General features: G+C 34.8%; 12 protein-coding genes. 6 read left to right on the forward strand and 6 right to left on the reverse strand.

From position 1 onward, the window contains the following. The first annotated feature begins 562 nt into the window (after window positions 1-562). The 4 genes from VKJ25_RS06480 to VKJ25_RS06495 all read left to right on the forward strand — a co-directional run bounded on the left by VKJ25_RS06480 (window position 563) and on the right by VKJ25_RS06495 (window position 10,070). Window positions 563-6,157, forward strand: coding sequence for a WD40 domain-containing protein (locus VKJ25_RS06480; protein ID WP_324235808.1), 5,595 nt, complete (start codon window positions 563-565; stop codon window positions 6,155-6,157). 457 nt (window positions 6,158-6,614) lie between these two features. Then, a complete protein-coding gene (rsmG, locus tag VKJ25_RS06485; protein WP_324235809.1) occupies window positions 6,615-7,364 on the forward strand; it encodes a 16S rRNA (guanine(527)-N(7))-methyltransferase RsmG in 750 nt (249 codons plus the stop codon). 450 nt (window positions 7,365-7,814) lie between these two features. Next, window positions 7,815-8,504, forward strand: coding sequence for a pentapeptide repeat-containing protein (locus tag VKJ25_RS06490; RefSeq protein ID WP_324235810.1), 690 nt, complete (start codon window positions 7,815-7,817; stop codon window positions 8,502-8,504). Window positions 8,505-9,302: 798 nt separating this feature from the next. Next, a complete protein-coding gene (locus tag VKJ25_RS06495; protein ID WP_324235811.1) occupies window positions 9,303-10,070 on the forward strand; it encodes a pentapeptide repeat-containing protein in 768 nt (255 codons plus the stop codon). A 262-nt stretch (window positions 10,071-10,332) separates the two neighbouring features. On the opposite strand, the gene VKJ25_RS06500 is transcribed toward VKJ25_RS06495, so the two are convergent. The 4 genes from VKJ25_RS06500 to VKJ25_RS06515 all read right to left on the reverse strand — a co-directional run bounded on the left by VKJ25_RS06500 (window position 10,333) and on the right by VKJ25_RS06515 (window position 14,919). Continuing rightward, window positions 10,333-11,448, reverse strand: a complete 1,116-nt coding sequence (locus VKJ25_RS06500) for a geranylgeranyl reductase family protein (protein WP_324235812.1) — start codon at window positions 11,446-11,448, stop codon at window positions 10,333-10,335. Window positions 11,449-12,211: 763 nt separating this feature from the next. Continuing rightward, window positions 12,212-12,760, reverse strand: a complete 549-nt coding sequence (gene frr, locus VKJ25_RS06505; protein ID WP_324235813.1) for a ribosome recycling factor — start codon at window positions 12,758-12,760, stop codon at window positions 12,212-12,214. Next, on the reverse strand, window positions 12,741-13,475 hold the full coding sequence (gene pyrH, locus VKJ25_RS06510; RefSeq protein WP_324235814.1) for a UMP kinase: 735 nt from the start codon (window positions 13,473-13,475) through the stop codon (window positions 12,741-12,743). Before pyrH ends, frr begins: the two co-directional genes overlap by 20 nt. Before the next feature lie 475 nt (window positions 13,476-13,950). After that, window positions 13,951-14,919 (reverse strand): stage II sporulation protein M, encoded by a 969-nt coding sequence (locus tag VKJ25_RS06515; RefSeq protein WP_324235815.1) that lies wholly within the window; start codon window positions 14,917-14,919, stop codon window positions 13,951-13,953. 555 nt (window positions 14,920-15,474) lie between these two features. Between VKJ25_RS06515 and VKJ25_RS06520 the strand changes: the two genes are divergently transcribed. Next, window positions 15,475-16,416: a hypothetical protein gene (locus tag VKJ25_RS06520; protein ID WP_324235816.1), complete on the forward strand. Its 942-nt coding sequence runs from the start codon at window positions 15,475-15,477 to the stop codon at window positions 16,414-16,416. Window positions 16,417-17,108: 692 nt separating this feature from the next. After that, window positions 17,109-17,894, forward strand: a complete 786-nt coding sequence (locus tag VKJ25_RS06525) for an RDD family protein (RefSeq protein WP_324235817.1) — start codon at window positions 17,109-17,111, stop codon at window positions 17,892-17,894. Window positions 17,895-18,389: 495 nt separating this feature from the next. Here VKJ25_RS06525 and VKJ25_RS06530 read toward each other — a convergent pair whose 3' ends face one another. Both VKJ25_RS06530 and VKJ25_RS06535 read right to left on the reverse strand, forming a co-directional pair. Then, window positions 18,390-19,721 (reverse strand): DUF58 domain-containing protein, encoded by a 1,332-nt coding sequence (locus VKJ25_RS06530; RefSeq protein ID WP_324235818.1) that lies wholly within the window; start codon window positions 19,719-19,721, stop codon window positions 18,390-18,392. 601 nt (window positions 19,722-20,322) lie between these two features. Next, window positions 20,323-21,273 (reverse strand): AAA family ATPase, encoded by a 951-nt coding sequence (locus VKJ25_RS06535; RefSeq protein ID WP_324235819.1) that lies wholly within the window; start codon window positions 21,271-21,273, stop codon window positions 20,323-20,325. Window positions 21,274-21,729 lie beyond the last annotated feature (456 nt).

The following is a 21,729-nucleotide window of genomic DNA, read 5'->3' on the forward strand; positions in this document are numbered from 1 at the left end:
TTTGACACTCAGCTACCCAAACCCCCCACTCACATTTATCCCATATAAGGAGCGCGGGTTTGGGTAAGTTGGGGATGGCACGGGGAAGTCTTTGATTAAACCGGCTCCTATGTAATTATTAATTATTAATTGAAATAGTAGGGGCGGGTTTCACTGTTAAGCTGGCGGTTTTGACAGTGAGCTACCTAAACTCGCCCCCCCCCACCCACATTTATTTGTCAATATCATATAAGGAGGGCGGGTTTGGGTAAGTTGGGGATGGCACGGGGAAATCTTTGATTAAACCGACTCCTATGTAATTATTAATTATTAATTGAAATAGTAGGGGCGGGTTTCACTGTTAAGCTGGCGGTTTTGACAGTGAGCTACCTAAACTCGCCCCCCTAGCATTGGGTAAGCTCAATCCCCCACCCACATTTATCCGTCAATATCATATAAAGAGGGCGGGTTTGGGTAAATTGGGGATGGCATCGGGAAATCTTTGATTAAACCCGCCCTTACATATTTACCCGCCAATATCATATGTCAATAATTAATAACTAATAACTGAAAAGAAAGGGTCATGAAAGATTTGGAAGAAAGTATTGTTTATAATCGGCGATCGCTGAAAAGATTAATTAGGTCTTTGACTATTTCTCAAGGGCAGTTTTCGTTGGTTTTAGTTGGTTGTAATTATGAATATTTGCAGCAAATAATGATGGCTGAAGTCAGAAAGTTATCATCTGTGGAGTTGCAAGAAATGGCTTTGCCAACAACTGTGAATAGTTTGTATAGAACCATTGACGAACAATTAGAAAGGTTTCCTAATTCTGCTGCTGTAATGGTTTTTGATTTACGAAAAGTAGAGAGAGTTGATGAGTTATTAATATCTACTAATCAGGTCAGGGATGAGTTTCGGAAGAAGTTTAATTTTCCTCTGGTTTTGTGGGTGACGGATGGGTTGTTGGCTAAGTTAATTAGGTTAGCTCCTGATTTTAAAAGTTGGGCAGCGGCTACTATTAAGTTTGAGTTAGGAACTTCTGATTTAATTCATTTATTAAGGCTAGAGGTTGAGAGTTATTGGGTAAGTGAGTCTGCTAATCAAAAACAATGTTTAATTCCTTTGGTTGACCAATCTGTTATGCTTTTGCCTTATTCTTCTGAAGGGTTGTCTAATAGTAAACGTGAAGAGATAGGGTTGGCTCTGGAAGATTTAAAGGGTCGTGGGGAGAATTTAGAACCTATTTTGGCGGCAAATATAGAGTTTCTTTTGGGTCGAGATGACTATCACAATGAAGAGATAAATTCTGCTATTGATCATTATCAAAGGTGCCTAAGTTTGTGGAGGTATGAGGTTAGAGAACAATGTTATTTGTATCAACCAGAGTTTCCACAGTTACCAGTTATTAGCAAGACTTTTATTCTGGAACAACAGGGGATTGTTTTGTATAATATTGCTTTGTGTTATTGTTTGCTGTCTACTCAAAATATTTTAGATAATTCTCAAGAGTTAGAAAGGGCTAAACTGATACTGCTAGAGGCAAAACAACTTTTTGAAAAGGTTAATAGTTTTACTTTGGTTGCTGAAGTAACTACTACTTTAGGAGGGGTGGTAAAACAGATGAGGTGTTGGCAAGAGTTAGAAGATTTGGCTTTGGCAGGAATAGAGTTGCATCAAAAGTATGGAAATGAGTTACAAGTAGCGCAAGATTATGGTTTTTTGGCGGAAGTTGCTCTCCAAAGGTTAAATTGGAGCGCGGCTCAGAGGTTGTCTGAAAAGGCGTTGAATATTTTGTTTTATGCTAAGGATGTAATTTTACCGACTGCCAAAAATAAATATTTATTATTATTGGCTAAAAGTCTGAAAAATTTATATCGTCAAGTTGAGGCTATTGAATATTTAGAAATAGCTGAGGCTACGGAAAAACAGGCGGTGGAAAATAGTTTAAAGTTTCAAAAAAATAGAGACCCAAAACTTTATATTGAGATTTTGACGGAGTTGCGCTCGCTTTATTATGAGCAAGGCAGATATTTAGAGGCATTTCGTTTAAAAAGAGCTTCTAGAGAGGTTGCTCATCAATACGGACTTTTGGCTTTTATTGGTGCATCTCAGTTGCAACCCCAAAGGGGAGTGGGGGAGTGGGGGAGTGGAGGAGAGGTGGAGATGTGGAGACGGGGGGATTCAGGGATGGGGAGTGTGAAGTCTGTTTCTGCTTTTTATAATTTACCTGTGGAAATAACTGCTTCTAGTCGGCAAGAGGATATTAATAATCTTGTGGAAAGAGTCTGTCGGGATGATTATAAGTTGACTATTATTCATGGTCGTTCTGGTGTGGGAAAAAGTTCTTTGGTTAATGCTGGTTTGATTCCGGCTTTAAGTAATATGAGTATTTCGGCGCGAGATACGATGATATTGGTGGTTCAAACATATAAAGATTGGTTAGGAACGTTAGGAAGTTCTCTAGAGAAGGCTTTACAAAAAAGAGGTTATTACGGTTATCAGTCACCAGTTAATGGTTGTCAGTCAAGTCAAGAGTTAGGCTCTCATAATAGGGTTCCCTTAAGGTCAGAGGCTGAAAAAATTATTCCCTATTTGTCTGATATTACGGAGGAGTTTAATTCTAGAGAGTCGTCTATTTTGGAGCAAGTTAAAAGGAACGGGGAGAATAGTTTATTAACGGTAATAGTGTTTGACCAGTTGGAGGAGTTTTTCTTTATTAGTAATGGCAGTGTGGAGAGGGAGGCGTTTTATAGGTTTATTTGTGATTGTTTAAATATGCCTTTTGTGAAGATGATTTTTTCGATGAGGGAAGATTATCTACATTATTTGTTGGAGTGTGATTTTATTGGCTATTTAGATGTTATTAATAATAATATTTTAGATAAACAAATTCGTTATCATGTGAGAGATTTTTCTAAGAAGGATGCTTATAATGTTATAGAATGTTTGACTCGGAGGAGTTGCTTTAATTTAGAACCTCAATTAATTAATGCTATTGTTGAAGGTTTGGCGGATGAGAGGGAGCAAGTTCGCCCTATAGAGTTACAAGTAGTTGGCAGTCAACTCCAGGAAGAGAAGCCACCAATTAAAACTTTAGAACATTTTCAACAAAAGTTTGGTATTAATCCGAAAAAGGCAAAGGCTAGATTAATTAAAAAGTTCTTGGAGCAAGTAATAATAGATTGTGGTGAGGAGAATGAGGAGGCTACTATGCAGGTTTTGTATGCACTGACTAATGAGAATTTAACTAGAGCCAGTCGTACTGAGAAAGAGTTGTTAGAAATAGTTCAAAGATGTATGGAACCGACAAATTTTCTGATAAAAAGTCAGTCTGGCGATTTTGCTATAAGTCAGTTTAATTATTCGGAAGAAACGAAAAAGTTACTAGATTTAATTTTAGAAATATTAGTAGATTCAGGACTATTATTTGTTCGCCAAGAGTTTCAGGAAAAATACTATCAGCTAGTTCACGATTATGTAGTAAAACCAATTAGGAATAGGTTTAATTTAGAGGAGAGATTGCAGAGGGCAGAGGCAGAAATAAAAAAGGTTGAGATTGCTAAGAATCAGGCAGAAACTGATAAAATAATTAGTCAAAATCAGTTAAATATAGTATTAAAAAGACAGTTGACGGCGGCGATAGTCGGAATTATATTAATGTCATTTTCTACTATTACGACTTTAGGTTTTTGGCAAAAAGCTATTTTTCAAAAGGAAGTGGCTCAAGCTCAAAGACAGTTAGCAAATGCTCAAAAACATCGAGCCGATATTAATAGTATGACGGCTCTTTCGGAGGCTTTATATTTCTCTGGTTATAAGTTTGATGCCCTCATCGAAAGTATTAAAGCAGGTCAAAAATGGCAAGAAATCAAACAATTATCAATAGAAAATGACCTCTCAAAAGATACAGAATATCGTATAGCAGCTTCCCTACAACAAGCAATTTATGGAGTCAATGAATACAATCAATTAGTAGGACATAGCGACGTAGTTTGGAGTGTCATATTTCATCCTGAAAAAAAATTAATAGCTTCGGCGAGTGCAGATAAAACGATTAAAATATGGAGCAAACAAGGCAAACTAGAAAAAACTTTGACTGACCATACGGACAAAGTTAGCAGAATAAGTTTCAGTCCTAATGGTCAATATTTAGCTTCGGCTTCCCATGATAAAACGGTAAAAATATGGAACTTTGAACGATTAGAAAATAAACCTATTTCTCTCAAAAGTCATCGTGATGCGGTAGTCACGGTAAACTTCAGTCCGAACGGTCAAATATTAGCGTCAGGTTCCCTAGACAAAACGATAAAAATTTGGAGCCAAACAGGAATATTACTCAGAACAATTAAAACTAAAACAATTATTCAATGGGTAAATTTTCATCCTAATGGCAATATTATAGTTGCTGCCAATCAAAACGGAACAATACAACTATGGAATCTCAAAGGGCAACTTTTAACTACTATAAAACATCAAGATAATAATAGTAATCACGCCGTTTATAGCGCTAACTTTTCTCCCGATGGCAAAAAATTAGTAACGGCAAGTAGAGATAAAACTATCAAAATTTGGAATTTTTCGGGCAACAAATTGACTTTGAAAAAAACAATAACCGGACACAAAGAACAAATTATTAGTGCAGTCTTTTCTCCAGACGGCAAAACTATAGCTTCCTCAAGTATAGACAAAACTATTAAAATTTGGGCTTTAGACGGAACCCTCTTAAAAACCTTCCTTGGTCATGGAGACACGGTTACTCAAATTAACTTCAGTCCAGATAATCAAACATTAGTTTCAGCTAGTTATGACAAAAGCATTAAACTGTGGAATCTCAAAAATAGTTCTCTCAATATTCTCAAAGGACATAAACACAGAATTCTTAATGTCACTTTCAGTGCAGATGCTCAAATATTAGCTTCTGCATCCCAAGATAATACTATTAAACTTTGGAGTTCCACAGGCAAACAATTGAACACTTTGAGAGGTCATACAGACAGAGTATCTAGCGTCAGTTTTAGTCCAGACAGTCAGATACTCGCCTCCGGTAGTTATGACAATACAGTAAAACTATGGTACTTCAACACTCCCCAAAAAAACTGGAGAAAAGAATCAATAAACGAACCTCAAGATTGGCAATCAGACCACCAAAATAATCAATATTATTTAGAGAATAAAAAGCATCAAAAAAATCAACATTACAACCTAGAAAAAAAAAACAATTGTTTTGTCAGACTGAGTAATTTTTGTCTGATATCCTTAAACACAACTATCCCCTTTTTTCCAGCAAATCTTTATTCGCCATCACATCAGTTTTCTGAAGAAGAAAAATATTCCAACTTAATTGAAATTACAGTTGATACTCAACTAAAAACTTGTAGTAAAACAAGATGTTTTCCTAAATCAAATTATCCCCCCTTACCCCCTTTAAAAAAAGAAGAAACTTATCCAAACCTTCCTCTCAGGAATATCGACCTGGTTGGACATACAGACAGTGTAATGAGTGTCGCTTTTAGTCCTGATAATCAAATTATTGCCTCTGGTAGCAAAGATAAAACCGTAATGCTATGGAACCGGGAAGGTAAGTGGTTGAAAACTTTACCTGGACATAAAAAATGGGTAAGTAGTGTCAGTTTCAGTCCCGATGGTAAAATTCTTGCTTCCGCTAGTGATGATGGTACGGTAAAATTATGGACTAATAAAGGTAAATTGCTCAGAACTATCAATGCTCATAATAGTTGGATTTTAGGAGTAAGCTTTAGTCCAGATGGTCAGGCGATCGCTACTGCTAGTTATGATAATACCGTTAAGCTTTGGAGTCTTGATGGTAAACTACAGAAAACATTTTTGAAAGGAGCTAGTGATAGTGTCACCAGTGTCAGCTTTAGTCCAGATGGTCAGGTTTTGGCTTCGTCTAGTTATGATGGTAAAGTCAAGCTCTGGAGTCTGAATGATGGTAGTTTATTAAAAACATTAAGTGGTCATCAGGATAGCGTTATGAGTGTCAGTTTTAGTCCTAATAGTAAATTGTTAGCGTCTGGGAGTAGAGATAAGACTATTATTTTGTGGGACTTGGCATTAGATGATTTATTAGAAAAAGGTTGTATTTGGGTAGATAATTATTTACGGACTAATCCTCATGCTTTTCAGAGCAATGGTGAACTTTGTGGAAATAAGTAGGGGAGTAGGGGAGTGAGGGAGTGAGGGAGTAGGGGAGTGAGGGAGTGAGGGAGTGAGGGAGAGGTTTAGCCAACTTCTTGTCAAAAGCGATCGCTTACTTGCCAGACCCTGAAATGGCTGAAACCTAGATATATCAAGAAAAAGTTTGATTTTAGCTAAAAGCATTATTCTATAAAGTTTTGACCTTATTTTTAGTCTGTTTTTTCCTCAAGTCCAGTGACTCGCGGGAGCAAGATGCACGGTTCCCGAAAAATCCCACTATAATAAATAATTGTATCATTCACCTCTTTAAGAAACTGGGTTGCTCTCAGGGAGTAGGGTTAGTTATCCAATAAATCTTGTTTCTTAATAATCCAAAGCAAATAGATTTATATTACCTTTTCTTCCTTCTTCTTTCTTCCTTCTTCTTTCTTCCTTCTTCCTTCTTCCTTCTTCCTTCTTCCTTCTTCTTTCTACAATGAATGACAATAATAAACAAACTTTACCAGAAATGAATGATGTTTGGCAAGAAACATTAAATTGGCAGCCAACAACACTACAAAAAGAACAATTTCAAAAACTTTATGAATTAATTATTATTGGCAATAAAAAGTTAAATTTAACTCGAATTACTAACCCGGAAGAATTTTGGGAAAAACATCTTTGGGATTCTCTTCGAGGGATTAAATTTATCTTAGAAAATCAAATAAATTGGCAAGAGAGAAAAAAGGTTATTGATATTGGTACAGGGGCTGGTTTTCCTGGATTACCAATTGCAATTACTCTACCTCAATATGTTGTTAATTTACTTGATTCAACCCATAAAAAAATTAGTTTTATTGAAACAATATTAGCAGAATTAAACATTAAAAATGCTTTAACTATAACTAACAGAGTTGAACAAATAGGTCGTCTATTTCAATATAGAGAAAACTACGATACTGCACTTTTAAGAGCCGTTGCACCTACAGTTGTCTGTGCTGAATATGCTTTACCATTATTAAAAATAGGTGGAATAGCAATTTTGTATCGAGGAAATTTCACAACTGATGAACAAGCAAATTTGTCAGAAGTTGTCAAAATTTTAGGAGGCGAAATAGAGACTATTGAAGAATTTAAAACTCCTTTAAGTAAAAGTATTCGTAATTGTATATATTTGCTAAAAGTAAGAAAAACTCCCATACATTATCCCCGTGCAGTTGGTGTACCTACTCAAAAACCGCTTTAGGGAGTAGGGAGTAATACCATTTCTCAAAAAGTTTTCTACATTTGATTGAGCTGGGGAGCAGGGAAGTAAGGGAGTGGGGGAGAAGTAAAAATCATAAAAATCCACATTAACTTAGCTAAAGTTGGCAAAAAATGATTTGATTTGCGTTAATTATTTGATGACTGAAGTATTCCTCAAGTATAACAATAATCTATGGGAATTGAGATAAGGAGTAGGGAGTAGGGGAGAGATGTTTGCTTCATTCATTAAAAAAGCAGGGAACTGAATACTTGCAGTCTTATTTTCTGAATTTATCTTTGAATCCTTGTATAGAAATAATAAAGCCGGATAAATTTCAGTTACAAAGATTATTTTTAACTTTTAACTTTTGACTTTTGATTTTTGACTTCCGCATAGCCCGATAAAATCCTGTTTATTAATTCTACTGCAAGTATATTTCAAAGAAAATTTATGATTAACCAAATTATGGAAATGGAAATAGACGAACTATTAAGACAATATGCAAAAGGAGAAAGAAATTTCAGTGGCCTATACTTAATAGAAGCATATTTGGAAGGAGCCAACTTAGAAGGAGCTAACTTTTTTGAAGCAGACTTAACAGGTGCTAACCTTAGCAAAGCCAACCTCAATCGAATAAACTTGACTAAAGCGAATCTCAGTGGAGCAAACCTCATTGGAGCCGATTTAAGTGAAGCAAATTTGTCAGATGCTATTTTAGTAGGAGCTAAACTCAATAAAGCAGATCTAACAAAAGCAAAATTTACCAAAGCAGATTTAAGTCTTTCTAATTTTAGTCAAGTTAATATGGTAGATGCTGACCTCTCCAGAGCTATTCTCTATGAAGTAGACTTGCATGGAGCTAACTTATACGGTGTTAATCTCCGACGAGCTATTCTTAATAAAGCTGACTTAATAGGAGTTAACCTGGCTAGAGCTGATATGTCAGGAACAGACTTAATTGGAGCAAATCTGATGAGAGCAGACTTGACAGAAGCTATTTTAAGTGCTGCTGATTTAGCTGAGGCTAATCTTTTAGGTGCTAATATTTCTGGTATTAATTTGGATAGAGCTGCTCTCGAAGGAACAACTATGCCGGATGGTACAAGTTATGAAGAGTTTAGTATAGGGTTGACTGAATAAAGTCTTTTGGTTGAGGTAGGGAGGAGAGAGGATGGGGAAGTGTGAGCAGAATTTTCGCCCATTTTTTGTATAAAAAAGCACGCTTGTCTTGAGATTTTCTGCTGAACAGAACCTATCGCTCACCCCTTTGTTAAAAACCTACTCTTGTAAAGCCCCTGAAGGAACTCCTGAAACCCTTGTGGGAAAACCCCTAGCCCCTCCCAGGAGGTGAAGGGGAGCAGAGACTAGGGGAGAAAGGAGTAACAATCATAGTCGCTAAGTAAAAATATTTAAGCGATCGCCAAAAAACGTGTTTTTTCATACACTTTTCTCCCGATTTATTGGGAACCGTCAAAGCCGAACCAAGACTTATAGATAACTTGTCATTAATGCCGAAGTTTTATGTTCAGAAATGTGTTGATCAAGCATAGCTTTGTCAAGGGGAAGGAGGGGGAGGAAAAATCCTGTCTACAGTTATCAAAAAAATATATTTTTCAATACACTTTTCTCCCAAAAAACCTTTGAGAGGCTTGTCTATAATTTATCTATGTTTATCAAGTTTTATGCTCAGAAATGTGTTGATAAAGCATAGCTTTAAAAGAAGGGAAGGGGGAATTTTCTCTGCTTTCTGCCTTACATTCATGGGTAATCTCTTTTTTCAACCAGATTTAGTATTACTTGTTTCCTAAATATAGATTAAATTTTATTCTTTAATTCAGAAAATTTTTTATAATACAGTAAATTCCAGATTAATATGATAATATTGGGAAAAATACTTTTTTTAAGTTCCCCTCTAAATCACTTTCCCTATTTCCTAAAATGAGATTCAACATCTTTTCTACTGTTTTAATTTTCACTACAATTTCTCCTATTTTTCCAGCCATTGCTGAGAATATCCAACATACACAAAAATTATTATCTAGCAAACAATGTCCTAATTGTGAATTAACTGGTGCTGGTTTGGTATTAGCAAATCTTCAAGGTGCTAACTTAGAGGGAGCTAATTTGAGTGGAGCTAATCTCAGTCGTGCGAACTTAATAGGGGCAAATTTATCTGGGGCAAATTTGGCTGGAGCAAGTTTATTTGGGGCGAATTTAACGGGTGCAAATTTAACAGGTGCGAATTTAGCTGGTACAGATTTAAGAAGTGCTTATTTAACTGGTGCTAATTTAACAGATGTTGACCTAAAAAATACTTTTTTATTAGGTGTTATTGGATTGTCTTCTGATGTTGGTGAAGCTGAAGATTTTTATCGGTTAGGCATTGCTGAAGCTAAAGCCGGACATTATAAAGATGCTGTCAAATATTATAATCAAGCTATTAGTTTAAAACCTGATTTAGCTGCTGCTTATTTTGCCAGAAGTATGGCTCTTGCTGACCTGGGAAGTCTAGAAAGGGCGCTGGTAGATGCAGAAAAATCTAGGGAAATTTTTATTTCTAAAGGTAGCCAAGAGGGTGAAGAATTATCACAAACTTTAGTAGAAATTATTGACTTACGTTTAAATCCTCCAGAACCAAAAAAGCCTAATCAAATTGTACATGCTATTGGTTCGTTACTTCCTTCTTTATTAAGATTAGCGTTTTAATCAACTTTTCAGTGATTAGTTATTAGTTGTTAGTTATTAGGGATTTTGGAAATACTAAAGTTTAATTTTTTCATCTTCTGAAAATGAGTACAAATAATATCAAATTCGTATATTTTAGACTTTGACAAGAAACCGGGGTTGTGAATAAAAATATCAGTCTGTTAAGGCATTTAAAACAAACCCGGTTTCTACGCTTTTTCCTATCAATGAAATTTATTCAAAGTAAGAATTTAACTTTTAACTTCTGACTTCTAACTTTTGTTTAACCCCTTCCCGGTAAAAAACTACTACTCAACTTCTTAATAGCAGTATTAGCAATATCTGCATAACTTAATTCCCCACACAAAATTTTACTCATTACCGTAGTAGCTGCTGGTAACTTAACTCCTACTTTATAAGCTACTTTAGGAAACCGATAAAATGCTCCTGCTAAACGACTCGCCCAAACCATATCTGCGCCCCATTCTTCATTAATTATTTGAGTATATTTTGACAGAGCATTTTTATTACCCCCTAAAGCTTCATCTATAGCTTCAGCAGCTTTGACACCACTAAAAATTGAAGGGCGAATACCTTCTGCTGATAAAGGGTCTGATAAACTTGCTGCTTCTCCTGCTAATACAGCATTTTGAGCGTGCAGATTTTTATCTCCATCCCACAATGAAATATAACCTTCTAATAATTTATCTTTACTTACATTTACACCAATTTGTTGAACATATTCCAGCAAATTTTGAGAGAGATTTTTTACTTCTCCACCTCTAAAAGTAGCAATACTAATTGAATAAGAATCAGCCTTAGGAAAACCCCAAATATTTCCATTTTTAACTGAACCAAATTCAAAGGTAGCTGTTTGATTTGATTGATTTAATGGTGCTTCTAAAACTAGACTTTGCCGTTTTTTAGACTCTTTAAAACCTAACCATTTAGCCATCGGACCTTTGGCACCATCGGCAGCAATTAAATAACGACAAGTAAGAGGTTCTAGAGTTGTTTGAACTTCCCAATAATCGCTTTTAAATTTAATACCTGTAACTTCCGTTTTATCTCTTAATTCTGCACCTTTTTCTTGAGCTTTTTCGATGAGAAAATTATCAAAAATATCCCGTTTTACCATCCACATCGGAACAGGCAAATCTGCTTCTACAGGATCTTCTAATTTCCAGGTATAACGAATTTTTTCCACCATCAGAGAAATAGCCGGAGTTAAATCAAAATCAAACCATTGAGCGATGGCTGGAGATACTCCACCACCACAAGCTTTAATTCTAGGCCAAGATTCTTTTTCTATGACTAAAACGGAACGTCCTTTCTTTGCTAAATGATAAGCTGCTGTTCCTCCTGCTGGACCTGCTCCGACAATTATACAATCAAACATTTTTTTTCTAACTTTAATATTGATATTTTTGGTGGTTTGGTAAAACGTGAAAAAGTTAATTGAGTAGGGGTATTTCCTAATAAAATAGATAGTTAATTAACTTATTAAAACTATCTATCTATAGAACTACCCTTTGTAAAAAAAAAGTGTAAGCATTGAGCTATTAGCACCTCAGCAGTCAACCAATAGTCAAGCAAACATACAAGACTGATTAAAATTAGCTGACGATATTTTTCTTTAGGTTTCACTTTTTAGATATTAATTTATCCTTCAAAACAGGATAAATTAATAAGTCATAGCTGATGGCTAATAGTTGATGGCTAAATGCTTATGTAAAAGTTATGATTTTCTATTCTACCGAATAATTAATAATTAAATAATTCAGGTTCAAACTCTCCCTGGAAACGGAAAAAAGCAGTCGAGAGATAGCGAGGAGACCTCGCCATCTTTAAATTGACCAAGAGAAATAATTTTTTTCCTTTAAGGGTCAATCTTCTTCCTAAAAGGGAGAAGTAATTATCAATTATCTATTAATGAACTTTTCTTTTCTAAGATACTCCATTTTGAATGCCTTTGTCGATAAATAGAGGAGAGGGGTTTAAAAGTAAGGATTTCCAGCGGAATGCTGCGCAAACAGCTATTGTTCCTAGTTTTAGATAACAGTATTATTAATTAATAGACGACAAATTAGAGTTTACTACACTGATCCCACCTTTATTTCTGATAGCTGAATCCTGAGATTAGCTGACAGATAATTGCTTACTTAAACCGTCATAATATCCTTCTCTTTTGCTGCTAATAATTCATCAATTTTAGCGATGTATTTATCAGTTTTCTTTTGAATTTTGTCTTGCAAATCTCGTGATTCATCCTTAGATATATCACTCTTTTTTTCTTGTTTCCTAACTGAATCTACTGCCTCACGACGAATATTCCGGATAGAAACTTTCCCCTCTTCAGCAAGTTTTGCTGCTAACTTAACCATTTCCTGACGACGCTCACTTGTTAGTGGAGGAATATTTAATCTCACAATAGAGCCATCATTGTTGGGAGTTAAACCAACATCTGACATATTAATAGCTTTTTCAATTAAACCAAGACTACTTTTATCAAAAGGTTGAATAGTAATTGTGCTAGCATCTGGGACACCAATATTTGCCATAGACTTCAGTGGAGTTGGAGTTCCATAATACTCCACTATTACTCTGTCTAACAGAGAAATATTAGCTCTTCCAGTTCTAATAGTATTGAAGGAACTTTTAGTCGCTTCAATTGCTTTTTGCATCTTCTCTTCAGCTTCTTCTAGATTCATTTGAACCTCCTACAATAGTTCCTATTTTTTCTCCCATAACAGCTTTACGGATATTACCCGAAACTGACAGGTTAAATACAATAATTGGGATATTATTTTCTTTACAAAGAGCGATCGCTGTACTATCCATCACCCGTAAGTCTTGAGCTAAGACTTCGCTATAAGTTAGGGACTGGTATAGTTTAGCCTCTGGATTCTGATGTGGGTCAGAATCATAGACCCCATCAACTTTAGTGGCTTTAAAAATTACCTCTGCATCTATTTCTGCGGCTCTGAGAGCCGCAGTAGTGTCAGTGGTAAAAAAAGGATTACCAGAACCTGCACCAAAAACTACTACTCTACCTTTTTCTAAATGGCGAATAGCTCGACGACGAATATAAGGTTCGGCCACTTCCTGCATAGAGATGGCTGTTTGGACTCTTGTTGGTACTCCTGTTTGTTCCAGAGCATCCTGTAAAGTGATGGCATTCATCACAGTGGCAATCATACCAACATAATCTGCTGTTGCCCTATCCATTCCTTTAGAGGCTGCTTTTACGCCTCTAAAAATATTACCGCCTCCGACTACAATTGCCATTTGGATTCCTGTGGCCGCTACTTCGGCCACTTCTTGAGCAATGCCTTGGACTACTGCTGGGTCAATGCCGTAGCCAAGACCACCCATCAGGGCTTCGCCACTTAATTTGAGTAAAACCCGTTGATAACGTGTCCCCATGCTGTCAGTATTTTCTCAACTAAAGTTGCTTTCACAATAAGATACCAGATATCAGTTATTAGTTAAAAGAGGGAGTAGGGAGTAGGGAGTAGGGAGTAGGGGGGGAATAATAGATGTCTAGTTATTAGTCAAAAGAGGGAGTAGGGAATAGGGAGTAGAGGCAAATAATATATTTCTAGTTATTAGTTATTAGTTATTAGTTAAAAGAGGGAGTAAGAAGTAGGGGCGAATAATAGATGTCTAGTTATCAGTTATTAATTATTAGTTAAAAGGGGGAGTAGGTAGTAGGGAGTAGGGAGGAATAATAGATGTCTAGTTATCAGTTATTAATTATTAGTTAAAAGAGGGAGCAGGTAGTAGGTAGTAGGGAAGAATAATAGATGTCTAGTTATCAGTTATTAATTATTAGTTATTAGTTTTAAATTATCAGTATTTCTATAATTTTCTCCTGAATCATGACTCCCAACACACAGAACTATAGATTTTGTTGATGCTCTTTTTTTCGACTACAATAAATCAATAAAAGCATCAATAAACCCATCCCAAAAATGTATTTAAAAATATTTGGTATTAATGGATTTGGAGAGAAAAAACCTTCAACAATTCCAGCAATAACTAACAATCCGACTACACCAAAAATTAATTGTGCAGCTTGGAAACCATAAAACTTTAAAGCATCAACTCGACGATATTTACCCGGAAATAAAATTGCTCTTGCTATTAATAAACCAGCTCCACCAGCGAAAAATATAGCAGGTAATTCTAAAGCGCCATGAGGAAATACAAATGCCCAAAAAGGAAATGCTAAATTATGCTGACCAACTAAAGCGCTTATTGACCCAATTAATAATCCATTAAATACCAATAAATAAATTGTGTAAACACCACCACTAATACCACCAGCAACTACACTAAATGAAACCCGTAAATTATTAATTATAATATTACTAGAAGCTAGAGGTTCAATTCCTACTATTGACCCCATCCATAATTCCTGGCGATCGCGTACCTGAGAAATTAGAGATTCTGGTACTACTAAAGACATAAACACTGGGTCTTGCCAACTATACCACCAAGCTACCAGTCCAGCCACTAAAAAAAATGCTGTCCCTACCGCAGTATAAGCCCAAGTTTCTTGTACAATTGCGGGAAATCCCCATTGACAAAATTCCCAAACTGCTAGCCATTCTTGCTTTCGTTTTCCTTGATAAATTTGAGTGTAACTACGAGCGGTTAACCTTTGTAAGTCTTGTTCCAAAATAGTTCCCACTTGATGGGTTTTAGCACGAGCTAAATCTGCTGATACAGAACGATACAAACTCGCCATTTCTTGAATCTGAGTTGCGGACAATGATTTTAATCCTTTGTCTTCCACTTTTCTTAATAGACTGTCTAAATGTTTCCAATTTTTTTCCCGACGACGAATCCAACGATTAATATTCATTAAGCTTTCCTCATAGTCATTTTTTCTACCTTAAGATCGGAGTAAAATTTAGGTAAGCATTCAGTTATAGCCATCCTATTTTATTCATGTCAAAAATCTTCCCTTTTTTCGGGAATAGGTATGGAGGCAATAGGTAATGGGTAAAAGTTTCGGAACTTATTTCTAGTTTTTGATTTGTTACAACCTATTTAGGATTGCTATATTAGGCATCAGCTATTCCTGGGGAATGCTGCGCCAACAGCAAATCCTATTTAAACTTTAAAATTTATTTAAATGAATATAACTTTTAAAGTTGGCTTTGATAGCAAGATTCTATTTCCCTCAACTAATTCCCTCAACTAATTAAGATTTTATCTAAAACTAAAATAAATATCGCAATCCTATTTTATTTGTGTACAAAATTTCATTGCTTTTTAGGGAACAGGGAACAGCCCGGAGTTTCAGTTTTTTATTTATTTCTTAATTAGTCACAACGTATTTAGAATTGCTATAGATAACCGCTGCTTGCTGAATGCTTAAAAATTTAGATTGTAAGTAATTAAAATAATTTTAATTATGTCTCAAAACCAAACACCAATAGAACCTCTAAGTGTAGGAAATGTTGTTAGTGCTGGCTTACGAATTTATCGAGACCATTTTAAGTCATATTTTGGTTTATCTGTTATAGTAAGTTTATGGTCTTTTCTCCCTTTTGTGCTTTTGATTCCTATAGTTTTATTGTTTATTTTTAGTCAGTTAGAAAGCCAAGCTTTATTAATACTAATTCCCCTGTGTTTATTACTTATTTTATATAGTTCAGGAAAATCAATAGTTAATGGATCAATAATTGCTAGATTAGTATTTAGTGAATTAACAAATCAACCAGAAACTGTGAGTGATATTCGGCAGATTCTCAATCCCAAAATATGGATTTTTTTATGGGCGTTTTTTCTGTTATTTTTAATTGGAATAGGAGCTTATATTGGATTTTCTCTGGGGTTCGGAATTTTTGCTTTTATTATAACTGCTGTGGGATTTCCCTTTCAGGATAATTTTGTTTTAACAGGAATTGTAGTTTTAATTGGGATTGTAATTTTTGTTATTGCTTTGAGCTTGATGATCCGATTATTAACTCGCTTTTTTATTTTTGATATGCCTTTGACTGTTGAAGAAAATATTACTGCAACTAAAACTTTAGGACGAAGTTGGGAATTAACTAAAGGATATATAGGTAGAATTTTTATGATATTGCTGGTAGCAAATTTGGTAAGTATTCCTATTTACATAGTTATACAAATTATTGCTGCAATAATACAGGGTATTGTATTTGTAAATATTCCAGTTGAAACCATCGATCCTAGTTTTCAGTTATTATCTTTTCTGGTTGGATATGCTATAGGTATATTAGGTAATATATTTTTATTACCTTTTTGGCAAGCAATAAAAGCTGTGATTTATTATGACCTCCGCACTCGTCGAGAAGGCATGGGTTTAGAGTTAAGAAAGCGGGAAATTTAATTTGGTTACAGTAGGATAAATTGATTGGTTTTAGGGAATAGGGAATAGGAAAAAAGTATAGAATAATTTTTGTTATAAAATTTTGAAAAGAATGAGACTTTAAAGAAACTGTTAGAGCTAGAGTTAGAAATAGAAAATATTAACATGATTAATAACGGTTGGTTTGACGAAAGGTTTTTATCTCAATCTTGATCAGAATATCAAATAGGTGAAAGAAGCGATCGCTTAGAAAAAATGTGTGGCTGATAACTAATAATTAATAACTGTAAAATAATGTATGGGTTGAAAATTAAGAAATGAGATTTTGAAGAAACTGTTAGAGCTAGAGTTGGAAATAGAAAATATTAAAGCGATGGCTTAGAAAAAATGTGTGGCTGATAACTAATAATTAATAACTGTAAAATAATGTATGGGTTGAAAATTAAGAAATGAGATTTTGGAGGAAACTGCTAAAGCTAAAGTTGGAAACATGATTAACGACGGTTGGTTTGACGAAAGGTTTTTATCTCAATCTTGATCAGAATATCAAATAGGTGAAAGAAGCGATGGCTTAGAAAAAATGTGTAGCTGATAACTGAGAACTAATAACTGTAAAATAATGTATGGGTTTAGAATTAAGAAAGTGGTAAATTTAGTTTTCTTAAAGTATAAGAAAGCAGGATAAATTAATTGATTTATATTAAGTAAGAAGAATGAAAATTTTTAATCAAATTTCTATAAAAACTCCAGAAAGTGTAGAATTAGATTTTAAGTTGGCAGGAATTGGCAATCGTACTTATGCTCTAATTATTGATTATGTTATCTGGAGTTTGACTTTATTTTTAGTGCTAATTTTTGGCGTTTTTTTGTATTTCCAATTTGGAGATATTTGGGATAATTTCGGGTTAGATAGAGACCAGGTTTCACTGTGGATATTCTCAATTCAGTTATTAATTTTTTTCATTATATATGTCGGATATTTTGTTTTTTTTGAAACTATTTGGCAAGGGCAAACCCCGGGAAAACGTTATGTAAAAATTCGGGTAATTCGTGATGATGGTAGACAAATTAGATTGCAACAAGCAACTATTCGGGCTTTATTTCGTCCTGTAGATGATACTTTTTTTATTGGTATGTTATTAATTATTTTTAGTAAAAAGGAAAAGCGTTTAGGAGATTTAGTGGCGGGTACAATTGTTATTCAAGAAACAAAGGTTATTGCTGATATAGTTTCTACTTCGGAAACGGCAAAAAAATTAGCAAATTCTTTGTTGCAAGAGGCTAATATTTCAGAGTTATTACCTGAAGATTTTGCGGTAATTAAAGATTATCTTCAACGTTCTAAGTTAATGACTAAACAAGCAAATATAGAACTAAGTAAAAAATTAGCAAGTGAAATTCAAGCAATTATTAGTTTGACACAAATTCCCGAAAAAGTTTCTGCTACAGAATTTTTAGAAGCTGTTTATATTGCCTATCAGCAAAAATCAGAAAATTAAAACAGGACTTACGCAAAGGTACTACATATAGATATAGAACCCCTAAACGGGTCTCCAAAATTAGTTGGGGAAATGGGGAGATGAGGAAATGGGGAGATGGGGAGATGGGTTCTATAAGGCTATTTTTCTAGCTTTTTCCCTATTTCGCGTCCACGGTTAGGGTTAGGGGTGGGTTGACTCCTCACTTCTTTGGCAAAAAAACACATCTTTGTAAAGATACGGTTAAGGGTTCTATAGAGTCAAAAAACTATTGCACAATAGTTTTAAACACTATCAGGACTTACGCAAAGGTACTATATGTAGAGTTAAAAAACTATAGCGCTATAGTTTTGAGCGCTATATTTAGGATCGCTGCGTAAGTCCTGTTATTAATACCTGTATTTCATAATACTTGGAATCTAGTCCTTAGAAACCCGGTTTCTTAAAGAAACCGGGTTTCTGAACCTACGGTAACTAATACCCACACTTCCCACACCTCCCTACTCCCTACTCCCTCTAGAGTAAATTCCGAGATTTTAGCTGTAAATATCTATCTACCAACTCTGTACTAATCTGATTTGCAGGTGCATCCAAAACCAAAACTCCTTTTTGTTTCAACTCAGCAAAAGCAACCTCTCTTTGACATAACAAATCTATTGCCACCCCACGAGAATAAGCAGCAGAAATTTTTTCATGTACCTGCTGATTTTCCCCAAAAGTTTCAGCATGAGCTAACTTATCCACTAAAGGGTCGCGCAAAGTCACGCAAAACGGTAAATAACGAGGCGTTAACTTTGCCAATGCTGATAATAACTCTCCAGAAGCAGTCCTATCCACAATATCTGTAATCATAACGATCAAAGCACGACGACTTTGTTGATTAACCACTCTGCTCACAGCTCCCACATAATCTGCTTCCAATAAAACTGGTTGAATAGGAGTGAGACTTTCGACTAATTTTGATAACCGATATTGACCTCTCTCTGGTGGTATCCAAGTACTAACTTGGCGGTCGAATACTCCTACCCCCACGCGATCGCCCCGACTCAAACCTGTCAATGCTAAGGACAAAGTAGCATTTAAACCCCAGTCAAACCGTTTTAAACCTTGCACTTGAGCAGTCATCAACCGACCTCGATCTAGCAAAATAATTAAAGTTTGCTCGGTTTCTGGTTCCAAAACTCTCACCAGGGGACGACTGCGACGAGCTGTTGCTTTCCAGTCTATTAAACGAGTATCGTCTCCAATACCATATTCTCGGAGTTCAGAAAATTCTGTTCCTATGCCCAGTGGTCGGTTTTGACGAATAGTGCCAGTGTTTTCTAGAGCAAGACGGATAGAGAGCGATCGCAGTCCTATTAAATCTGGATAAACTGCTACCTGTTGACTGGCAGAAATTTGCCATTGATGCCAAGTTAATCGCCATTTTCCCAACTGTCTGACTTGAATATTACCCCATTGAAATTCACCACGTTTATTCGGGTTGATAATATAAGTTAATTCTTGACTTTTATTTGGTTCAATTTTTGCTGATAAAGTAGGAGGAGAAACAGTAAATTCTGAAGGATAATTATCGCGCAAGATAATGTTGGCTTTTTGTTTGCTAGATTCGACTAAGAAAGTAATGTTATTATCGCGACCAATGGAAAGTTTGTTTAAAGGATGGCGGGTTATTTTAACTCTATTAGGTTTGACTGTTATTCCATCCCAAATTGCTAAACTACAGAGAATAAAATCAAACAGTGCTAATATTATTAAACTGATCGATTGATTAAATAAAATAGCAATTACTGGGGAAATTGCCATTCCTAATAATAATAGTAAATATAAACGTTTTGAGGGAACCATTTTTTTTCATTTATCAGTTATCAGCGATTAATTTTCAGTTGTTAATTTTCAGTTATCAGGGATTAATTTTCAGTTATCAACGATTAGTTTTCAGTTGTTAGTTTTCAATTATTAGTTTAGGACTTAAGCAGTGACTCTAGATATCCTGCTTAAAACCCCATACGCAATAGTTTTTTGTTCTATATATAGCACCTTTGCGTAAGTCCTGTAGTTATTAGTTGTTCAGGACTATTTTATTCTAAGTTACAGCATATCTTGGGCAAATGATGTACGAAGTAAATGGTGAAAAGATTAAGGAAAGAGGGAGCAGGGAGAGATACCTAATAGTTTAATAAAATTTACTGGTGTCAAATATTCTACATTTGATTTTGGCTACCTAGTTATAGTTGCAAAAATACTTTTTTCCTATTCCTTATTCCCTATTGCCTCCATACCTTTCCCCTGCTCCCTAAAAACAATAAATTTTGGCTTTCTTCAAAATTGAAATGCACCCGTTATAGTTAATATCACACCAAATCCAAAAATAAAACTAAACAGAAAATATTTTTTTCTATTACTTCTTCCTTCTCCCTTTTCCCTTCTTCCTTCTTGCTTCTAAATATCACCTTGGCACAGAAACTTGTTTCAATATAGAACTAATTACCCCATCAATTATTACCCCATCTAAAAGCGATTCTGGTTTCAAAATTAATCTATGACGTAACAGAGGCAATGCCACCATTTTAATATCATCTGGAGTTACATAATTTCTATTATCCAACCAAGCTTGTGCTTTACTAATTTTTAACCAAGAAACAGCAGCTCGTGGGGAAGCACCTAAAGCCAAATCTGGATGTTTTCGGGTTTGTTGAACTAATGCTAATAAATAATCTAAAACTTTTTCTTGAAAATTAATAGCTTCTACTTCTTGTCTAGCTAAAATTATTTGTTCTACAGTTGCTACAGGTTCAATTTTATTTAAGTCGAAACTTTTAGCACTAAAACCTTGTTGAGTATTTAGTAACATTTGTTTTTCTGCTGTTGTCTCTGGATAATCCATAATAATCTTAAATAAAAATCTGTCTAACTGTGCTTCTGGTAGAGGATATGTACCTTCAAATTCTAGGGAATTTTGAGTAGCAACTACCCAAAATAAATCGGGTAATTCTAAAGTTTTTCCGTCTAATGTTACTTGTTGTTCTGCCATTGCTTCAAGTAAAGCTGCCTGGGTTTTTGGTGGAGTTCGATTAATTTCATCTGCTAATAATATTTCTGCAAAAACAGGACCTTTTTTAAGAGTAAAATTCCGACTATTAAGGTCAAATACATTAGTTCCTAAAATATCAGATGGCAGAATATCTGGAGTTAGTTGAACTCGACGAAATTCGGCTTTAATTAATTTGGCTAAAACTTTAACTGTCAGAGTTTTTCCTGTGCCTGGAACTCCTTCGAGTATTACATGACCTCCTGTTAATAGGGAAATTAATAATTGTTTAATTGGTAAATTTTGACCGACAATTATTTGGATAATAGCTTGATAGAGTTGGGTAAATATAGAGTTAGTTTCTTTCATTAATTTACTGACTATTTGTGAATATTTTTTTTGTTTTAATTAGGGAATAGGTTATTTCAGTTATCAGTTATTAGTACCTCTCGCTGAAACATTAGGTATTAAAATACTGAAGTCTATTTTATCTATAGATTAGATTCATTTAAATAAATACTTTACTATAAATCAATACAGTTCAGTTAAGGATTGTTCTAACATTTTTGTGGTCTGAAAAACCTATACAATGGTTCGATATCATAATAATTTTCGTATTAACTTATAAATAAGGTTTGCTGAAAAATTCTTTTAGTAATGTGATTTATTCACCTAAAAATTGTTTGATAATTTGACAGCATATTTCTGGCAAATCAGTTACAGAGTAAATTTATTTTAGGCATTTTGCCCGCCACAGATATACCTCTTTTTCAGTTATCAGCAAAACTCTTTAAAAGAATACTTTACTATCAATAAGGTTTGACT

The organism is Okeania sp. (assembly GCF_035285525.1).
Taxonomy (GTDB): Bacteria; Cyanobacteriota; Cyanobacteriia; order Cyanobacteriales; family Microcoleaceae; genus Trichodesmium.